Source organism: Hamadaea tsunoensis DSM 44101 (assembly GCF_000428945.1).
GTDB classification, from domain to species: Bacteria; Actinomycetota; Actinomycetes; order Mycobacteriales; family Micromonosporaceae; genus Hamadaea; species Hamadaea tsunoensis.
Genome location: NZ_AUAX01000009.1, coordinates 252,281 through 268,911, shown reverse-complemented (window position 1 = coordinate 268,911; position 16,631 = coordinate 252,281). Strand labels below are relative to the sequence as shown.

Below are 16,631 nucleotides of genomic sequence, written 5' to 3'. Positions count from 1 at the left end.
CGAATCTTGGGCCATGATTCGGGTGATTTCCCTGATCCAAACGGGATCATGAAGAGGCGGGTCAGCCGGTGTAGCCCTTGAAGATGTTGGTGAATTCGTAGGTCGACTGGCTGATGCTGCTGCAGGTCGGCGACACTCCGCCGCCCGGGCAGCCGCCGTTGTCGCGGCCGACCGACCAGAACGCGATCGAGTCGATGTGGTTCGTACGCGCCCACGCCAGCAGCTTGTTCGCGTGCGCCTGGGTGAAGACCGGCCCGGTGTCGTTGCGGCCGATCATCGGCGTGACTCCGAGCATCGCCTTGATCTGGGCGTCGGACTTCTCCGGCCAGACCGTCTTCATCTGGTCGACGACCTTGCCGGCCGCCATGATGACCGAGTCGCCCCAGTCCCCCACCGACGCGCCGTAGTCCATGGTCATCGGGTTGACCGTGCTGACCGTGACACCGTTGGACTTGGCGTTCTTGAGGACGTCGACGCCGAGCGAGTCGATGATGCCGTACGTGTCGCCGACGACCATCAGCGTGAAGCTGACCGTGGTGCCGGGGCGTTCGCTCTGGACCTGCTTGAGCGCCTTGTTCATCTGGTCGATGTTGAACGACGCCTCGATGTCGATGTCCAGGTGCTTGATCCCGGTCGTGTCGATGACCTTCTCGTACGCGGCCGCCAGCGAAGCCACGCTGGAGCAGGATCCTTCGAGATAGGGGGCCGCCGCGCCGCCGAACGAGACCTTGAGGTCGCCGCCCATCGCCTGAATGCCGTGGATGTCGTTGATGATCCGCGAGTCGTTGAGCGCGATCTGCGCGCCCCACTTGGGGTCGCAGCCGGCCGACGAGCCGAGGATGAAGGCCAGCGTGAAGTACTTCTGGCCGGTCGCGTTGGCCACCGACACCATCGACGGCGAGCTGAACGTGATGTCGATGTAGGGCCAGGCGTGCTTGCCACCGGCCGGCGGCGGACTGGTCGACGTCGACGGGGACGGGGACGCCGACCGGGACGGCGAGGCCGACGGAGAGGCCGACCGCGTGGGGGACGCCGCCGGTGACGAAGGTGTCGTACCCGCGCCGTTCAGGGCCACGTCGTCGGCGTAGTAGGTGCCCTGGGCGTACCAGCCGTGGAGGTAGATCTGCAGGCTGGTCTGGCCGGCCGCCGTCGTGAAGGTCGTCGACAGCTGGGTCCAGGATCCCGCGGACGGCGTCCAGGTGCTCACGCCGCCGGTCACGCCGAGGTAGACGTAGGCGCCCTGCACCCAGGCCGTCAGCGTGTAGCTGCTGCTCGGCACGACGGTGACGGTCTGCGTACATTGGGCGTTGTCGGAGGCGCTCGCGGCGCCCTGCAGCGCCTTGGCTCCACTGTGGACGGGTGAGCTGACGGCCGTGCCGAGCGAGCAGCTCCAGCCGGACAGGCCCGACTCGAAGCCGGGGTTGGCCACGACGTTCGCCGCGGCGGCGGGGGTCGCCACGGCACCCGCGGCGATCACCCCCGCCGCCAGCGTCGCCGCGAGACCGGCGAGCCAGGCCCGCCGGGGGATCGTCCCGCGTGCTCTCATCGCTTTCTCCTTAAGGAAGGAAGGATCAGGACAGGCCCGAGTTCACCGCCGTCATCAGGGTGCCGGTGTCGCCCGACATCTCCCAGATCATGACGCCGAGCAGGCCCTTGGACTTGACGTAGGCGGTCTTCTGCCCGAGGGACCAGGCGTCGTCGAAGGTCCACCACTGTGATCCGGTGAAGCAGTAGGTCGAGACGGACTGCGTGTCGTGGTAGACCGTGCAGCCGGGGACGCCCGCGACCAGGTTGGAGTAGCCGCGCGTACCGGCTTCCTCCGCGAATTGGCCCGGCGCCGCGCCGGTCGCGCTCTGCCATTCGCCGTGTACGCCGCCGTCGGCCACCCCTTGCCAGCCCCGCCCGTAGAACGGCAGGCCGATGGTGATCTTCCGAGGACTGACGCCGGCCGACAGGTACGCCTGCACCGCGGAGTCCGCCGAGAAGTGGAAGGAGTAGGGGTCCTGGGTGTCGTTGTACAGGTTCGCCTGGTGCCCGGTGCGGTTCGGTTCCCAGGAGTTGTCGCTGCCCGCGCCGTGGAAGTCGTAGCCCTGCACGTTGGCGATGTCGAGCGAGGTGAAGATGTGCGACAGGTCCCAGCCGGCATTGATCTTCCCGGGGTCGGCTGGAGTGAACGCGGTCAGCAGGTAGTGCTTGCCGGTCGTGGCCCCGTACGCGTCCATCTGCGTACGGAACTCGGCGAGCAGGGCGGTCAGGTTCGCCTTGTCGTTGGCGCTGTAGTGGTTGCCGGCGTGGCCGTCGGGGCTGCCGACCCATTCCCAGTCGAGGTCGAGCCCGTCGAAGATCCCGGCCGCGACGCCCGCGCCGCCCGCGCCGTTGTAGAGCGGCAGGTTGCCCTTGAGGTACATGTCGATGCAGGAGGACACGAACTTCTTGCGGGACGCGTCGGTGGCGGCGGCGTCGGAGAAGTACTTCGAGTACGTCCAGCCGCCGATCGACATCACGATCTTCAGGTTGGGGTACTTCGCCTTGAGCTTCTTCAGCTGATTGAAGTTGCCCCGCAGCGGTTCCCAGCCCGTGTCGGCGACGCCGTCGACCGACTGCGCGGCGGCCATCGGGCGGCCGTAGTCGGCGTCCGCGTCACCGGCACCGGTGCCCTGGTCGGGATCCTGCGGGTTCGCCGTCGTGCCCTTGGTGACGCCGTTCATGCAGGTCAGATTGACCGGGTCGATGTTGGTGAAGGCGTAGTTGACGATGTTCAGCTTCCCGGCCGCGCCCGTCGTGTCGAGGTTCTTCACGAAGTACTGACGGCCGTAGATGCCCCACTGCACGAAGTAGCCGATCTTGGCGTACCCGGAGACGACGTCGTCGGTCGTGACCGAGACCGGAGTGCTCGCGGCCGAGACGTTGTCGTAGGTGTCGCGGGCCTTCACCGTGAACGCGTACGCGGTCGACGGCGCCAGGTTCGCGACGGTCGCCGAGGTGCCGGTGACCGACGCCGCGAGGGTCGAGCCCCGGTACACGTCGTAGCCGAACACGCCGTTGGCGTCCGTCGACGCGTTCCAGGCGAGGCTGACCGTCGTCGAGGACTTCGCCGTCGAGTGCACGTTGCCCGGCACCGTGGGCGGCGTCGTGTCGTTCGCCGGATTGTTGGTGCTCACGGTCAGCGGCGCGCTCGCCGCGGAGGCGTTGCCGTGCGTGTCCTTGCTCTTCACCGTGAACGTGTACGCGGTGTTCGCCGTCAGTCCGGTGATGGTGGCCGACGTGCCGGTGACCGAGGTCGCGAGCACCGTCCCCCGGTAGACGTCGTAGCTGCTGACCGGGTAATCGCCCCCGGCCGCGGCATCCCACGCGAGCGCGATCTGTGTCGTCGTCTTGCCGGTGGCCCGCAGGTTGGCGGGCGCGACCGGCGGCACGTCGGCGCTGCCGTCGCACTTGTTGCCATTGATCGTGCACCCGGTCGGCGTCGCCCCCGAGTTGTACGCGACGAACCACGGCGAGTACGGCTCGGTCGTGGCACCGGCGGCGACCGTGCCGTTGTAGTAGGCGTTGACGAGCTTGACGTGCTGGCCGGTGACCGTCGACGTCGCGTTGTACGCCTGCCCGAAGGTCACTCCGGCGGGCAGGTCGAACTCGATCGTCCAGCCCGTGATCGAGGCCGAGGTGGGGTTGCTGACGACGTACTTGTCGAGGTACCAGGAACCGTTGTTCGCGGCCGAGAACGTGGCAACGAGACCACTGGCGGCGGAAGCGGGGGCAGGGAAGGCCACCGCGCCCAGGGGGACGATCGCCAGGGCGGCGAGAGCTGCGAGCATTCGTCGCATGTGGACGCTCCAGGAGAGAGAGGCGCGAGAACCCCAGGGCTGTTCTCTCGTAGGAGCTTTTAGTTAAGTTTCCTTAACGGTAAATGTCAATGCCTCGAAGGCTCGGTGCCGGCGGCCTCGTCCTCGGCCAGCGCCCGCTGCATGATCTCCATGGCATCGGCGACGACCGTCAGCTCGTCCACCGACAGCCGGCTCAGGATCCGCGTCTGGTGCTCCTCGCCCGCCGTCATCAGCCCGTCGATGAGCTCGTCGCCGGCCGGGGTCAGCTGGACTCGGCGTACGCGGCGGTCCTGGGGATCCTCGCGGCGGGTGACGTAGTGCGCGGCGACCAGCCGGTCCACGATGCCGGTCATGGTCGCGGGGCTGACCCCCATGAGGTGCGCGAGTTCCTGACCGCCCGTGCCGCCGTGCAGGCGCAGCGTGAAGAGGATCTTCAGTTGCTGCATCGTCAGGTTGACCGAGAAGAACGGGCTGGACCGGTCGCGGGCCATCGCGGCCTGAAACCGGCGCTGACCGGCCATGATCCGGGCGATCACCAAGTCCTTGCTGGTCACCGCAGCTCCCGAGAATCTCCGTAACGGTAACCCGAGCGTAACAGTTACCCCGGTTCAGTGCGAAATATTAGCGTAAGGCAAACTAACCGGGTAGGACCCAACCTCCCCGGAGTCTCTGATGTCGTTCTTCTCGAGGCTCAGCCTCGCCAACCGCGGACTGACCGCGCTCGTGGCGGTGATCGTGACCGCCTTCGGCCTCCTGACGATCCCCCAACTGAAGCAGCAGCTGTTCCCTTCCCTCGACTTCCCGGCCGCGTTCGTCTCGGCCACCTACGCCGGCGCGTCGCCCGACGTGGTCGCCGCCCAGGTCACCGAGCCGATCGAGAACGCCCTGCAGGGCACGCCCGGCTTGAAGAGCGTCACGTCGACCTCGCGTGAGGGCATGGCGACGGTCCAGATCGAGTTCGACTTCGGCACGAACCTCGACGACGCCACCGCCAAGATGCAGTCGTCGCTCAACCGCATCGCGGCCACCCTGCCCTCCGGCGTGGACCCGCAGGTCTTCGCCGGCAGCACGGACAACTTCCCGGTCGTCGTCCTCGCCGTGAGCAGCGACACCGACGAGCAACTGCTCGCCGACAAGATCAATCACGACGTCATCCCGGCCATCCAGGGCATCGACGGCGTACGCGAGGCCAGCCTGAGCGGCGAGCGCCAGCAGCAGGTCGTCATCACGCCGCTGCCGGAGAAGCTCGGCCCGGCCGGCGTGAGCGTTCCGGACCTGCTCAACGTGTTGAAGGTCAACGGGATCTCGATCCCGGCCGGCACCGTGCCGGACGGCGACAAGTCGCTGACCGTCTCGGTCGGTACGCCGCTGAAGACCGTCGACGACATCCGCGGCCTGTGGGTCAAGGGCGCCACCGCTCCGGCCCCGGTGCAGCTGTCCAGCATCGCGAACGTGTCCGAGCAACTGGCCCCGGCGACGAGCATCACGCGGACGAACGGCAAGCCGAGCCTGGGCATCCAGGTCCTGGCCACGCCGGACGGCAACGCGGTCGGCATCTCCCACGAGATCCGGGACATGCTGCCCGACCTGAAGTCGAAGCTCGGCGGCAACGCCCAGATCGACGCGGTGTTCGACCAGGCGCCCTACGTCGAGAAGTCGATCGAGGGCCTGACCACCGAGGGCCTGCTCGGCCTCGTCATGGCCATCATCGTGATCCTGATCTTCCTGCTCTCGGTCCGGTCGACCATCGTCACCGCCGTCTCGATCCCGTTGTCGGTCATCGTCGCGCTGATCGCGCTGAAGGTCGGCGACTACTCGCTCAACGTGCTGACCCTCGGCGCGCTGACGATCGCCATCGGACGCGTGGTCGACGACTCGATCGTGGTCCTCGAGAACATCAAGCGACATCTGGCGTACGGGGAGGACAAGGGGCACGCCGTCATCACGGCGGTCAAGGAGGTCGCGGGCGCCGTGACGGCCTCGACCCTGACGACGGTCGCCGTCTTCTCCCCCATCGCCCTCGTCGGCGGCCTGGTCGGCGAGCTGTTCTCCAGCTTCGCGATCACCGTCACGGTGGCCCTGCTCGCCTCGCTCGCCGTGTCGCTGACCGTGATCCCGGTGCTGGCGTACTGGTTCCTCAGGCAGGCGGCCGGCCCCGACGCCGAGGCCGTACGCGAGGCCGCCGAGGCCAAGGAGCGCAACAGCTTCCTGCAGCGGGCGTACGTGCCGGTGATCCGGTTCGCCACGGGCCACCGGGTCATCACGCTGATCCTGGCGGTGCTGGTCTTCTTCGTGACCGTCGGCATGGGCGGCCTGCTGAAGACCAACTTCTTCGACCAGTCCGGCCAGACCACGCTCTCGATCGCGCAGAAGCTGCCGGTCGGCACCTCGATGACGGTCACGGACACGGCCGCGAAGAAGGTCGAGGACGTGCTGTCGCGTACCGACGGCGTGGACACCTACCAGGTGACCATCGGCTCCGGCGGCGGCGCGCTCGGCTTCGGCCTGGGCGGCGGCAACCAGGCCAACTTCAGCGTCACCCTGGACAAGGACGCCAAGGCGCTGGACGTGCAGGACAAGCTGCGTACCGAGCTTGACGCGCTGAGCGGCGCCGGTGAGATCAAGGTCGACGCGGGCAGCGGCGGCGGGTTCTCGGCCAGCGCGCTGCAGGTGATCGTGCAGGCCGACGACGAGGCGGCCCTGAAGACCGCTTCCGACCAGGTACGCCAGGCGATGGCCGGGATCGCGGACGTCACCGACGTCAGCAGCGACCTGTCGACCAGCGCTCCGCAGGTGCGGGTGACCGTCGACCGGCAGAAGGCGACGGCCCTGGGCCTGACCGAGGCGCAGGTCGCGCAGAGCGTGGCGGCCCTGTTCCGGGGCGCGCCGCTCGGCCAGTACACACTGGACGGTCACAAGCAGACGGTCCTGCTCACGTTCGGCGTCCAGGCTCCCGCCTCGGTCGACGAGCTGAAGAAGGTACCGGTCGCCGGTCCGGTGACGCTGGACCAGGTCGCCACGGTCGAGACCGTCGACGGCCCGACCCAGATCACCCGGATCGACGGCGACCGCAGCGTCACCGTCAGCGGCACGGCCACCGGCAGCAACCTCGGCAAGACGACGCAGGACCTGACCAAGGCCCTGCAGGACCTGAAGCTGCCGGCCGGGGCGAGCTACTCGATCGGCGGCGCCAGCTCCGACCAGGCGGACGCCTTCGGCAACCTGTTCCTCGCCCTGCTGGCGGCCATCGCGATCGTCTTCCTGATCATGGCGGCCACCTTCAAGAGCCTGATCCAGCCGCTCATCCTGCTCGTCTCGGTGCCGTTCGCGGCCACCGGCGCGCTGCTGGCGCTGCTGGTCACCGGGACGGCGCTGGGCGTACCGGCGCTCATCGGCATGCTGATGCTGGTCGGCATCGTGGTCACGAACGCGATCGTGCTGCTCGACCTCATCAACCAGTACCGCGAACAGGGCGCCTCCGTACGCGAAGCCGTCATCGAGGGCGGTCGCCGGCGACTGCGGCCGATCCTGATGACCGCGGTGGCGACGATCTTCGCGCTGCTGCCGATGGCGCTCGGCCTCACCGGCCAGGGCGGATTCATCTCGCAGCCGCTCGCGGTCGTGGTCATCGGCGGCTTGATCAGCTCGACGGTGCTCACGCTGATCCTGGTGCCGACGCTCTACACGATGGTCGAGGGGCGCCGGGAGCGGCGGGCCGCCAAGCGGGCCGCGCGGCTGGGCCTCCCGGCTCCGACCCCGGCTCCGACCCCGGCTCCGATCCCGGCGCCGGCGGTCACGCACGTCCCGGTCTCCGCCGGCAAGCAGGGCCACGGCGCCCTGTCGCTGGAGACCGGCGAGTACCCCGCCCCGATCGCCCGCTCACGCCCCACTGAGTAGCAGGGTCGACTAGCAAAGATCCGGTTTGGATCAGGGAAATCACCCGAATCTTGGACCAAGATTACGTGGCGATCCCTGATCCAAACCGGATCATCGAGCCGGGGTGCGAGGGCTGAGGGTCAGCGGGGGTAGCGGGTCAGGCGCTGTTCCAGCGCGGCGCGTACCTCGGGCCATTCGGTGTCCACGATGGAGAAGACGGCCGAGTCGCGCAGGCGGCCCGCCTCCCCCGGCGCCCACGACTGCGACCAGTTCCGCAGTACGCCTTCGAAGCGCGCTCCGACGCTCTCGATGGCCGCCCGGGACCGGGCGTTGCGCGCATCCGTCTTCAGATCGACCCGGTCGACCCGCCAGACCTCGAAGGCGTGGCGGAACAGCATCAGCTTGGCCTCGGCGTTGATCCCGGTGCCCTGGGCGGACCGGGCCAGCCACGTGAAGCCGACCTCGACGGCGTACAGGCGGCCGGAGTCCAGGACGCGGGGGTCCCAGTGCGACGTCACGCCCACCGCCTTCCCGGTCGCGAGCGAGATCTGGGCGTACGGGAGCAGGCGGCCGGCCGCCACGCGGGCCAGGTGCCCGTCGATGTACGCGTCGACCTCGGCGGCCGGCGGCACCCACGTGAATCCGTAGGTTCCACGATCTTCCTCGGCGGCGACGGCGAGGTCCGGGGCGTGCTGGTGGCCGAGCGGTTCAAGACGGACGAGGGCGCCTTCGAGCGTCGGCGCCGATCCGGGAAAACTCATGCGCCCACCGTAGATCATCTCGCGGCCCCGCCCATCGGCTAATCTTCCGCAGGTGAAGGACCTATTCGCGCAGGCGAAGGAGCTCGACGCGGCCGACCCGCTGGCGGAGTTCCGGGACCGTTTCGTGATCTCTCCGGCTGCCGCTCCCCAGAAAGATCTCATTTACCTGGACGGCAATTCGCTGGGCCGGCTGCCGAAGGCGACCCGTGAGCGGATGCGTACCGCGCTGGACGACGAGTGGGGCGCGGAACTCGTCCGGGGCTGGGACCACTGGATCACCCTCGCCCGCGAGGCCGGCGACGCGCTGGCGACCGGCGTGCTCGGGGTGGATCCCGGCGAGGCGCTGCTCTGCGACACCGCGAGCATCAACCTCTACAAGCTCGCCGAGGCGGCCTGCGACGCGCGGCCCGGCCGCACCGTGATCATCACCGACGACGACAACTTCCCCTCGGACCAGTACGTCCTGCAGGGCGTCGCGCAGCGGCGGGGCCTGCGGCTGGAGGTCATCCGGGCGGATCTCGACCGCGGCACCACCACCGAGGACGTGGCCGCGGCGATCGCCCGGTGCGCCCCGGACTCCGTGGCGCTGATCAGTCTCCAGCACGTCGCGTACAGGTCGGGAAACGTCGCGGACATGGTGGCGGTCACGCGGCTGGCCCACGACGCGGGCGCGCTCGTGCTCTGGGACCTGTGCCATTCGGCGGGCGCGGTGCCGACGCCGCTGCGGGAGGCGGCCGCGGACCTCGCGGTGGGCTGCACCTACAAGCATCTGAACGGCGGTCCGGGCGCGCCCGGCTTCCTGTACGTCCGGGGTGACCTGCACGAGCAGCTGCGCCAGCCGATCTGGGGCTGGTTCGGGCAGACCGACCAGTTCGCGATGGGCTTCGACTACCGGCCGGTGCCCGCGATCGAGCGGTTCCAGGTGAGCACGACACCCGTGCTGGCCGGGTACGCGGCCCTCGAAGGCATCCGCGTCACCCAGGCGGCCGGGATGGACCGGATCTGGGCGAAGACCCGGGCGATGGGCGCGTACGCCGAGCAGCTCTTCGACGCCTGGCTGGCACCGCACGGCCTGGAGCTGGCGTCCCCGCGGGGTGACCGAGGCGCCCACATCACGCTGCACCACCCGGCCGCATGGCAGCTGTGCCAGGCGTGGAAGGCCGCCGGAGTCATCCCCGACTTCCGTACGCCCGACCGGCTGCGGATCGGTTTCGCCCCGCTGTACACGACGTTCGCCGAGATCCACGAGGGCTTCGCCCGGCTGCGGACGATCGTGGAATCCCGGTCCTACGAAGCGTTCCCCGTCGAGCGGTCCCGCGTCACGTAAGAGGTTCGACCGCCCGCCACGTGACCGGGCTGGACAGGATCATCGCCGTCGACGGCCGCCCGTACGCGGCCAGCCGGTCGATGAAGTGCTCCAGCTCGGCCATGCCCGGGACGCTGACCACGAGGACGCAGCACGAGTCGCCGCTGACCCGGTGCAGCTGCAGCACCTCCGGCCAGGTCCGCACGGCGGGCTCCTTGAGCAGGCAGGTCGGCCCGTAGCAGTGCATCGTCATGAGCGCGGTCGCCGACCGGCCGGCCTTCTCCAGGTCGATGTGCGCGTGATAACCGGAGATCACCCCGCTCTCCTGGAGCCGGCGTACGCGCTCCGCGACGGCCGGGGCCGACAGGTTCACCCGCCGGGACAGCTCGTTGAACGACAGCCGCGCGTCCTCCTGGAGAAGGGCCAGCAGGTGCCAGTCGACCGGGTCCTTGACGTTCATAAAGCCTTTGTACCCGTTCTCCGTCGATCATGCTGGTCAGCGGCCCGGTTTGGGGTTCGACGGCCCTTCAATCCGGGGCTCCGACCGAGGTTTGATGGTGTCATGGTGTACGGCACTGGCGCCCCCAAGACGACCTTCGACGGGAGTACTCCCTACGCGGAGTACGGGCACATCGAGACGCTCCTGTCGCTGCAGACTCCGCGTACGCAGGCGCCGGCCGAATTCTCCTTCATCGTCGGTACGCAGGTGATGGAGCTGCTGTTCGCGCTCATCCGGCACGAATGGGAGGACGCGCGTACGCGGCTGGACGCCGACGATCTCCGCGGCGCGCTCCAGGCCCTGCGGCGCTCGACCGGCGCCCAGGACGTCCTGATCAAGTCCTGGGACCTCCTCGGTACGCTCACCCCCGCCGAGTTCGCCTCGTTCCGCGACTCGTTCGGGGAGGCGTCGGGCTTCCAGTCGTACGGCTACCGGCACCTGGAGTTCCTGCTCGGCAACAAGCGGTCCGGACTCGTCTGCCCGCACGCGGCCATGCCGGCCGTCGTCGCGGACCTCGACAAGCAGCTGGAGCAGCCGAGCCTGGACGAGACCGCCCGCGCCTTCATCCGGCGCCGCGGCCACGAGGACTGGCTGTCCGTCTACAGAGGACAGGATGACGGGCTGGTTGAGCTGGGCGAGACGCTGCTCGCGGTCGCCGAGCGGTTCCTGCGCTGGAAGCAGCTGCACCTGACGGCCGTCTGGCGGGTCATGGGCGACAAGCCCGGCAGCGGGGGGTCCTCGGGGGCGCGATGGCTGGAGAAGACGGTCCACGAGCGGGCGTTCTCCGAGCTCTGGGAAGTCCGCAACCAGCTCTGAGACATAAGATCACGATCTTCTTGTCCCGGGTTCGTCGATCTCACCTCCGCTCCTCCCGCGGGAGACCGTTCCGCCCCAATCGCTGCGCTCCGGGGCCTCCACTGCCAGGTGAGTGGGGCGACGCATCGTCCACCGCGGATCGGTCACCGTCTCACCCCACCCCCAACCAGCCTCACCCACCCTCCGCCTGGCCTTTGTCCCGACTGTCCGGCTTGCGCCCGTCACGGTCGACGATCTTGCGCGAATGTTCGGGCTTTTCGGGCGTATCGGACGAAATTCGAGGCATTCGCGCAAGATCGTCGACCACCTTGAAGATCGGGGCCACCGTCCGACCCTGGCTGGTTCTGGCTTTGTCGCGACTGTCCGATATGGGTGCTGGGCGGCGGTCGACGGGGTGATCGTTTACGGCTGAGGCGCAGAAACGGCCCGATCTGCATGATCGTTTACGGTTCTGGAGCGCGCTGACCGGGTTCTGCTACACCTGACGCGTCATTGATCATGCAGATCGGGCCGGATTGACACCTCAGCCGTAAACGATCAAGAAATCAGCGCGCCGTGTCCGCCTGACGGAAGATCGTTCCCGCATCACGGACAACGGCTGGAAGCAGGACGGCGTGGACGTGATCCACAACAGCCGAGATGTCAAAACGCGCCCCTCCCCAAGATCAATAGCGGTCGGGATGCAGGAAAACGGCCCCTACCTACATCCCGCCCGCAATGGATCGAGAGGAGGAGCACGGAAACTACATCCCAGCCGCGAACGATCACCGACCAGCCGACCCACCCAACCGCCATATCGGACAGTCGCGACAAAGGCCGGGGGTGAGGGGTGCAACGGTGACCGGACGACGGTGGACGATGCGTCGCCCCACTCACCTGGCAGTGGAGTCCCCGGAGCGCAGCGATAGGGGCGGAACGGTCTCCCGCGGGAGGAGCGGAAATAAGATCGACGAACCCGGGAAATAAGGATCCTGAACTTGATCTTAGAAGCCCCGTTGATCTTAGAAACCCTCAGCGAACACAGAAAAGCTCGTCCCGGCGATCACGGGGGAAACCGTCGGGACGAGCGTTGACGGAACTCTACCGCGCACTCCCAGCCTTCGCCATATCTGTTGACGAGTAAATTTCTCCTTTCCCGCGCGGTTGGCGGCGAGGGTCAGAACGTCCAGACCCCCTTGGTCATCGTGGCCACCGCGAGCGCGTCCGGCGCCAGGCCCGCGTGCTGCTCCGGCGTCACCGTGAACACTCCGCAGACTCCCAGACAGCACAGGCCCTCCAGCTGCGCCCGCGCCGCCTTGCGGTCACGCGTACCGAGGAATGCCTGGTGCACCAACGTGATCGCGTCCGCGCCGAAGCCCGCCGCCGGGGTCACCGGCCCGTTCGCCGTCGCGTACCCGGCCGCGAACCGGCGCAGGGTCGCGACGTTGGGCACGGTCTCCGGCGTACCGGATGCGTTGATCACCCACGGCGCCACCGCTTTCGTCCCCTCCGGCAGATCCGGGAGTACGCCTTCCGGCGAGACCAGGACCGGCCCGGTGAAGCCGGCGTCCTTCAGGGCCTGTACAGCCGGCCCTGACTGGGGTGGCAGCGCGCTCACGAGAACCGCTTCGGGCTTCGCTGCGGCGATCTTCCCGGCCGGGCCGGACAGGTCGGTCGCGTCCAGGGCGAACGTCTCCACCCCGGCGACCTGGAGTCCGAGATCGCTCGCCGCGGCGCCGAGCAGGTCCGGCGCGGCCGCCTTGTCCAGGGCCAGCTGCGCGACCTTGGTCAGGCCCGCGCTCTGCACGTTCCGCAGCGCGGCCTTGACGACCTGCTGCGCCGTCGGCCCGCTCTGGAAGACGAAGGACTCGGTGGGCGGCGTACCCGAGACGGGCAGGACGACCGGCGTACAGGCGGTCTGGCCCATCTCGACGAGGGGCGCGCACAGCCAGGGGACGCTGGCCCCGACGAGCGCGTGGACGCCCTGGTCGAGCAGCGCGGCGGTGGCGTCCTGGGCGGTCTTCGGATCGCCGGCCGCGTCCTGGACGACGAGTTCGATCGGGGGCATGCCGCCGTGGCCGCCGCCGAGTTCGTCCGCCCGGTAGCGCATGCCCGCGAGGAGCCGTTGGGCGTACGGGGCGAGCGGGCCGGTGAGGTCGGTGAGGACGCCGACGCGGACGGGCGAGTCCATCGCGTCGGCGCGTACGCCACCGAGAACGGGTGCGGTGACGAGGGCGAGTACGCCACCGAGCGCGGTACGCCGGGAGAATCCATCCATACGTAAATAATCCGATTTGGTGGATTCGCCCGGCAATACCGCGTGCGAGGGCTTCCTTATCGAGGGGCGAGGGAGTACCAGGTCGGCGCCGACGGCACGATCCGCAGGGTCATGCCGGCCTCGGCCGGGGTGCGGTCGGCCTTGCGCTGGTTGCAGACCCCGCACGCGGCCACGGTGTTGAGCCACGTGTTCAGCCCGCCCCGCGACCTCGGCACGATGTGGTCGATCGTGTACGCCGGCCGGCCGCAGTAACCGCAGCGGTGGCCGTCACGGGCGTGCACGCCCGAACGCGACCAGGCCGGGCCGCGGCTGTGCCGCCACCGGGTCACTACATAGTGGACGAGCCGCACGACGGTCGGCTTCGGGTACGCGCCGATGGCCCGGTCGTGATCCGCCTCGTGCACCACCGCGACCTGCCGCAGCAGCATGCGTATCGCATGCCGGAGGCTGACCCGGTGCAGCGGACCGAGATCGGCGTTGAGAACGAGTACTCCGCTCATCGGGTCGCACACTCCCCTCTATCTGGAAATCGTCACCTTCTTCGGGTCCTTCTCGAGTCGATGGGGTCCGGTGGACGCCAAAACGCCGCCCGTACCCGGCCGGAACCCGGGGACGGGCGGCGTCGGAGCCGCATGCGCTTCTAGCGCTGTTGTCCCATGTCCCGGCGATCGCGCGCCTCCCGATCGGCCATCGGGTACGCCGCCCACGACAGGCCGGGGCGGCACGGCGAACCGGTGCCCAGCAGTCGTGTCATGGCGCGTCCCATCGATCGGGCCGGCCGCGGGACGCGACCGGTACGGAGATCAAGATAAGTGCCGCCGCACGGGTCGGCAATCGGTTAACCGGCGCGTTTCTCCTGGGATCAACCTGTACGGGTCAGGCCGCCGGGGTCGTCGGCGAGTCCAGCCAGGTCGTGATGAGCTTGGTGAAATCCCGGCCGGTGTGCTGGTTCACGAACGCGATGAACATGGCACGGTCGGCCGTACCGTCCCTGTGCTGCTGCGCCCAGTCCTTCGCGAGCGAGAAGAACGCCTGGTCACCGATCTGACGGTGGATCGTGTGCAGCATCGCGGCCGGGCAGATGTAGACGTTGCCCTCGGCGAAGCTGTCCGCCGGCGGCTTCCCGGGCGGCCCGACGGACTTGCGCAGCTTGGCGTCGGTCGCCCGCAGCCAGGTCGTCAGCTGCGCGTCGGTGATGTGCTCCTGCTCGGCCTGCCACAGCAGCTGCGCGTACATGGCCCAGCCTTCGTTCAGCCAGACGTCCGACCAGGTCGTCGGGCCCACGGTGTCGCCGAACCAGTGGTGCGAGTACTCGTGCAGGAGGTCGCCCGCCTCGAACTTGGTGCCCATCGTGATCATCTGCTGGGTCTCCATGCCCGAGGCCGACGGCACCAGCAGCACCCCGCCGGTCGCGAACGGGTACGCCCCGAAGTGCTGCTCCAGCCAGGAGAGGTACTGCGGCGACTTGCGTACGATCTTCATCGCGGCGTCGTCCTTGCCGGGCCGGTACCAGTAGGTCAACGGGATGCCGTGCGGCCCCTTCGCCGTCTCCTGCTGGTACTTGCCGACGGCCAGCGTCGTCAGGTAGCTCGCGACCGGATGCTCCGACGTGAAGTGGAACGTGTCGCCGGTACGCGGCCGCGGCGTACCGCCGGCGATCGCGGTCCAGCCGGCCGGAACCGTCACGTCGATGTCGTAGAGCGCCTTGTCCGAGGGCTGGTCGTTGGCCGGGTACCAGGTGAAGGCCCCGAACGGCTCCTGCATCGTCCACAGTGAACCGTCTGCGGTCATTGTCAGGCCGAGCGGCTCGGCGTCACTGCGGTGTGAGGGCATCGGCGTCGGCTTCGGCGTACCGGCGTACTTCACCACGAGCGTCGCGTACGCGTCCGCGTCCAGTCCCTTGTGGATGGTCAGCTTGTCGGCGCTGTCGTCGGCCTCGGCCGGATATCCGTCGACCGTCACGCCCTGGATCGCGTACGCGCTGGAGAAGTCGAGCTGGATCGAGGAGAGCGCGACCGCCCCGCGGACCTGGACGGTCGCGGTGCCGGTGAGCTTGCGGGTGGCGGGCGACCAGTCGAGGTCGAGGCCGTAGTGCAGGACGTCGAGCCCGGGGTTGCCGTGCTTCGGGTAGACGGTGTCCTTGACCGGCTGGGACCTGCCCGCCGCGAAGGCGCCGTAGTCGAGCGCGGCGGCGGCGCTGGGCGAGGAGGCGGCCGAGGTGACCGGCGCCGGCGTCGGCACGGGGGCGGGCGTGGCGGTGCAGCCGGCCACCGCGAGCAGCGTGAGGAGTGTGAGAGGGGTGAGACGCACCGCGCCACGGTAGCGGCCCCGTCCGACATCCGTCCGCCCTGGAACTCGTCCCGCCGCCCCGCCCCGCGCTCTCGCGCTCCCGGTGCGGCCCAGCCCGTTGATCCCGTTCGGATCAGGGAAATCACCCGAATCTTGGGCCATGATTCGGGTGACAACCGTGATCCAAACGGGATCTTGGAGGCGGGAGGGTGGGGTGTGGGTCAGGCGCGGCGGCGGTTGACGAGGATGAGGCCGGCGGCCGTGATCGCGGCGAGGACCGCGCCCGCACCGATGAGCAGGCCGCTGAGCGCCACCCGCCGCGGGATCGACCCGTCCGCCGCGAGGTCCGCCGAGGCCGAGGGCGTGGCCGAGGCGTACGCGTGCGCCGGCCGGGCCGGTACCTCGCGGGCGCCGGCGACGTGCGTGGCGGCCGCGGAACGGGACGGCGTCGCGCTCGCCGACGGCCTGGCCGACGACGGCGGCACGGCGATCGGGCTCGCGCTCGGCGGCGCGCTCGGTGACGGGCTCGGGCTGGGCGGCGGGGCGGCCGGGCAGGCGTGGTCGAGGCGGAAGGCGAGCCCGTCGGCCGGGTCCCCGCTCACGGTCGCGGTCGCGCCGATGAGCGTCCAGCCGGCGTCGGTGGTGACGCTGGCCTCGTGCGATCCGGACTCCGGCGCCGTCGACACGGTGGTGGCCGTCCCCGAGGTCGTGGTGAACTGCGCCGAGACGGACACGAACGTCCGGCCCGCGTCCGGCAGCGCGAAGAACCACGTGTCCCGGCCCGTCACGGGGCCGCCGTCCGGGCAGCCCCTGGCCGCGGCGGACGCGGTCGCGGGCGCGTCGCCCGCCGCGAGGCTCACCCCCGTGTCGGCCAGAGCGGCCGCGGGCAGCGCGAGCACACCGGCGGCCACGGCGATCATCGCCGCAGCCGCATACACTCTGTCCGCTTTTCTCACTACTTATGAGGGTACGCAGCGCGGCCTGCCCGCCACGTGAGGCGCGG

13 protein-coding genes are annotated in these 16,631 nt (G+C 69.3%); 3 read left to right on the top strand and 10 right to left on the bottom strand.

What is annotated here, in order from left to right; translation table 11 throughout:
- Positions 1-61: 61 nt before the first annotated feature.
- From G401_RS0119100 to G401_RS46770, 3 genes are all read right to left on the bottom strand, one after another.
- Complete coding sequence (locus tag G401_RS0119100; protein WP_064741797.1) at positions 62-1,546, bottom strand: carbohydrate binding domain-containing protein; 1,485 nt, start codon at positions 1,544-1,546, stop codon at positions 62-64.
- A 25-nt stretch (positions 1,547-1,571) separates the two neighbouring features.
- The gene (locus G401_RS58350) at positions 1,572-3,824 is read right to left on the bottom strand and encodes a glycosyl hydrolase family 18 protein (protein ID WP_084557339.1); all 2,253 of its coding nucleotides are present in this window, start codon (positions 3,822-3,824) and stop codon (positions 1,572-1,574) included.
- Positions 3,825-3,910: 86 nt separating this feature from the next.
- Positions 3,911-4,378, bottom strand: coding sequence for a MarR family winged helix-turn-helix transcriptional regulator (locus G401_RS46770; RefSeq protein ID WP_034592167.1), 468 nt, complete (start codon positions 4,376-4,378; stop codon positions 3,911-3,913).
- 118 nt (positions 4,379-4,496) lie between these two features.
- Here G401_RS46770 and G401_RS46765 point away from each other — a divergent pair, with 118 nt between their 5' ends.
- Positions 4,497-7,721 (top strand): efflux RND transporter permease subunit, encoded by a 3,225-nt coding sequence (locus G401_RS46765; RefSeq protein ID WP_051366839.1) that lies wholly within the window; start codon positions 4,497-4,499, stop codon positions 7,719-7,721.
- Positions 7,722-7,840: 119 nt separating this feature from the next.
- Here G401_RS46765 and G401_RS0119080 read toward each other — a convergent pair whose 3' ends face one another.
- Positions 7,841-8,461 (bottom strand): GNAT family N-acetyltransferase, encoded by a 621-nt coding sequence (locus G401_RS0119080; protein WP_027343770.1) that lies wholly within the window; start codon positions 8,459-8,461, stop codon positions 7,841-7,843.
- A 52-nt stretch (positions 8,462-8,513) separates the two neighbouring features.
- Here G401_RS0119080 and kynU point away from each other — a divergent pair, with 52 nt between their 5' ends.
- Positions 8,514-9,788: a kynureninase gene (gene kynU / locus G401_RS0119075; protein WP_027343769.1), complete on the top strand. Its 1,275-nt coding sequence runs from the start codon at positions 8,514-8,516 to the stop codon at positions 9,786-9,788.
- Here kynU and G401_RS0119070 read toward each other — a convergent pair.
- Positions 9,781-10,227 (bottom strand): Lrp/AsnC family transcriptional regulator, encoded by a 447-nt coding sequence (locus G401_RS0119070; RefSeq protein WP_027343768.1) that lies wholly within the window; start codon positions 10,225-10,227, stop codon positions 9,781-9,783. The genes kynU and G401_RS0119070 overlap by 8 nt on opposite strands.
- Positions 10,228-10,329: 102 nt before the next feature.
- Here G401_RS0119070 and G401_RS46760 point away from each other — a divergent pair, with 102 nt between their 5' ends.
- Positions 10,330-11,082 carry a tryptophan 2,3-dioxygenase gene (locus G401_RS46760; protein ID WP_034592165.1) on the top strand — a complete coding sequence of 251 codons (753 nt, stop codon included), beginning with the start codon at positions 10,330-10,332 and terminating at the stop codon, positions 11,080-11,082.
- 172 nt (positions 11,083-11,254) lie between these two features.
- Here the strand turns inward: G401_RS46760 and G401_RS55925 are convergent, their stop codons facing one another.
- The 5 genes from G401_RS55925 to G401_RS52920 form a co-directional block, all read right to left on the bottom strand.
- Positions 11,255-11,407, bottom strand: a complete 153-nt coding sequence (locus G401_RS55925) for a hypothetical protein (protein ID WP_157545864.1) — start codon at positions 11,405-11,407, stop codon at positions 11,255-11,257.
- 831 nt (positions 11,408-12,238) lie between these two features.
- Positions 12,239-13,339 (bottom strand): ABC transporter substrate-binding protein, encoded by a 1,101-nt coding sequence (locus G401_RS0119060; protein ID WP_027343767.1) that lies wholly within the window; start codon positions 13,337-13,339, stop codon positions 12,239-12,241.
- A 56-nt stretch (positions 13,340-13,395) separates the two neighbouring features.
- Entirely contained in the window at positions 13,396-13,839 is a 444-nt protein-coding gene (locus tag G401_RS0119055; protein ID WP_027343766.1) for an HNH endonuclease, read from the bottom strand.
- Between the two features lie 376 nt (positions 13,840-14,215).
- The gene (locus G401_RS0119050) at positions 14,216-15,649 is read right to left on the bottom strand and encodes a M1 family metallopeptidase (RefSeq protein ID WP_027343765.1); all 1,434 of its coding nucleotides are present in this window, start codon (positions 15,647-15,649) and stop codon (positions 14,216-14,218) included.
- Positions 15,650-15,849: 200 nt separating this feature from the next.
- On the bottom strand, positions 15,850-16,548 hold the full coding sequence (locus tag G401_RS52920) for a hypothetical protein (protein WP_027343764.1): 699 nt from the start codon (positions 16,546-16,548) through the stop codon (positions 15,850-15,852).
- Positions 16,549-16,631: the final 83 nt, after the last annotated feature.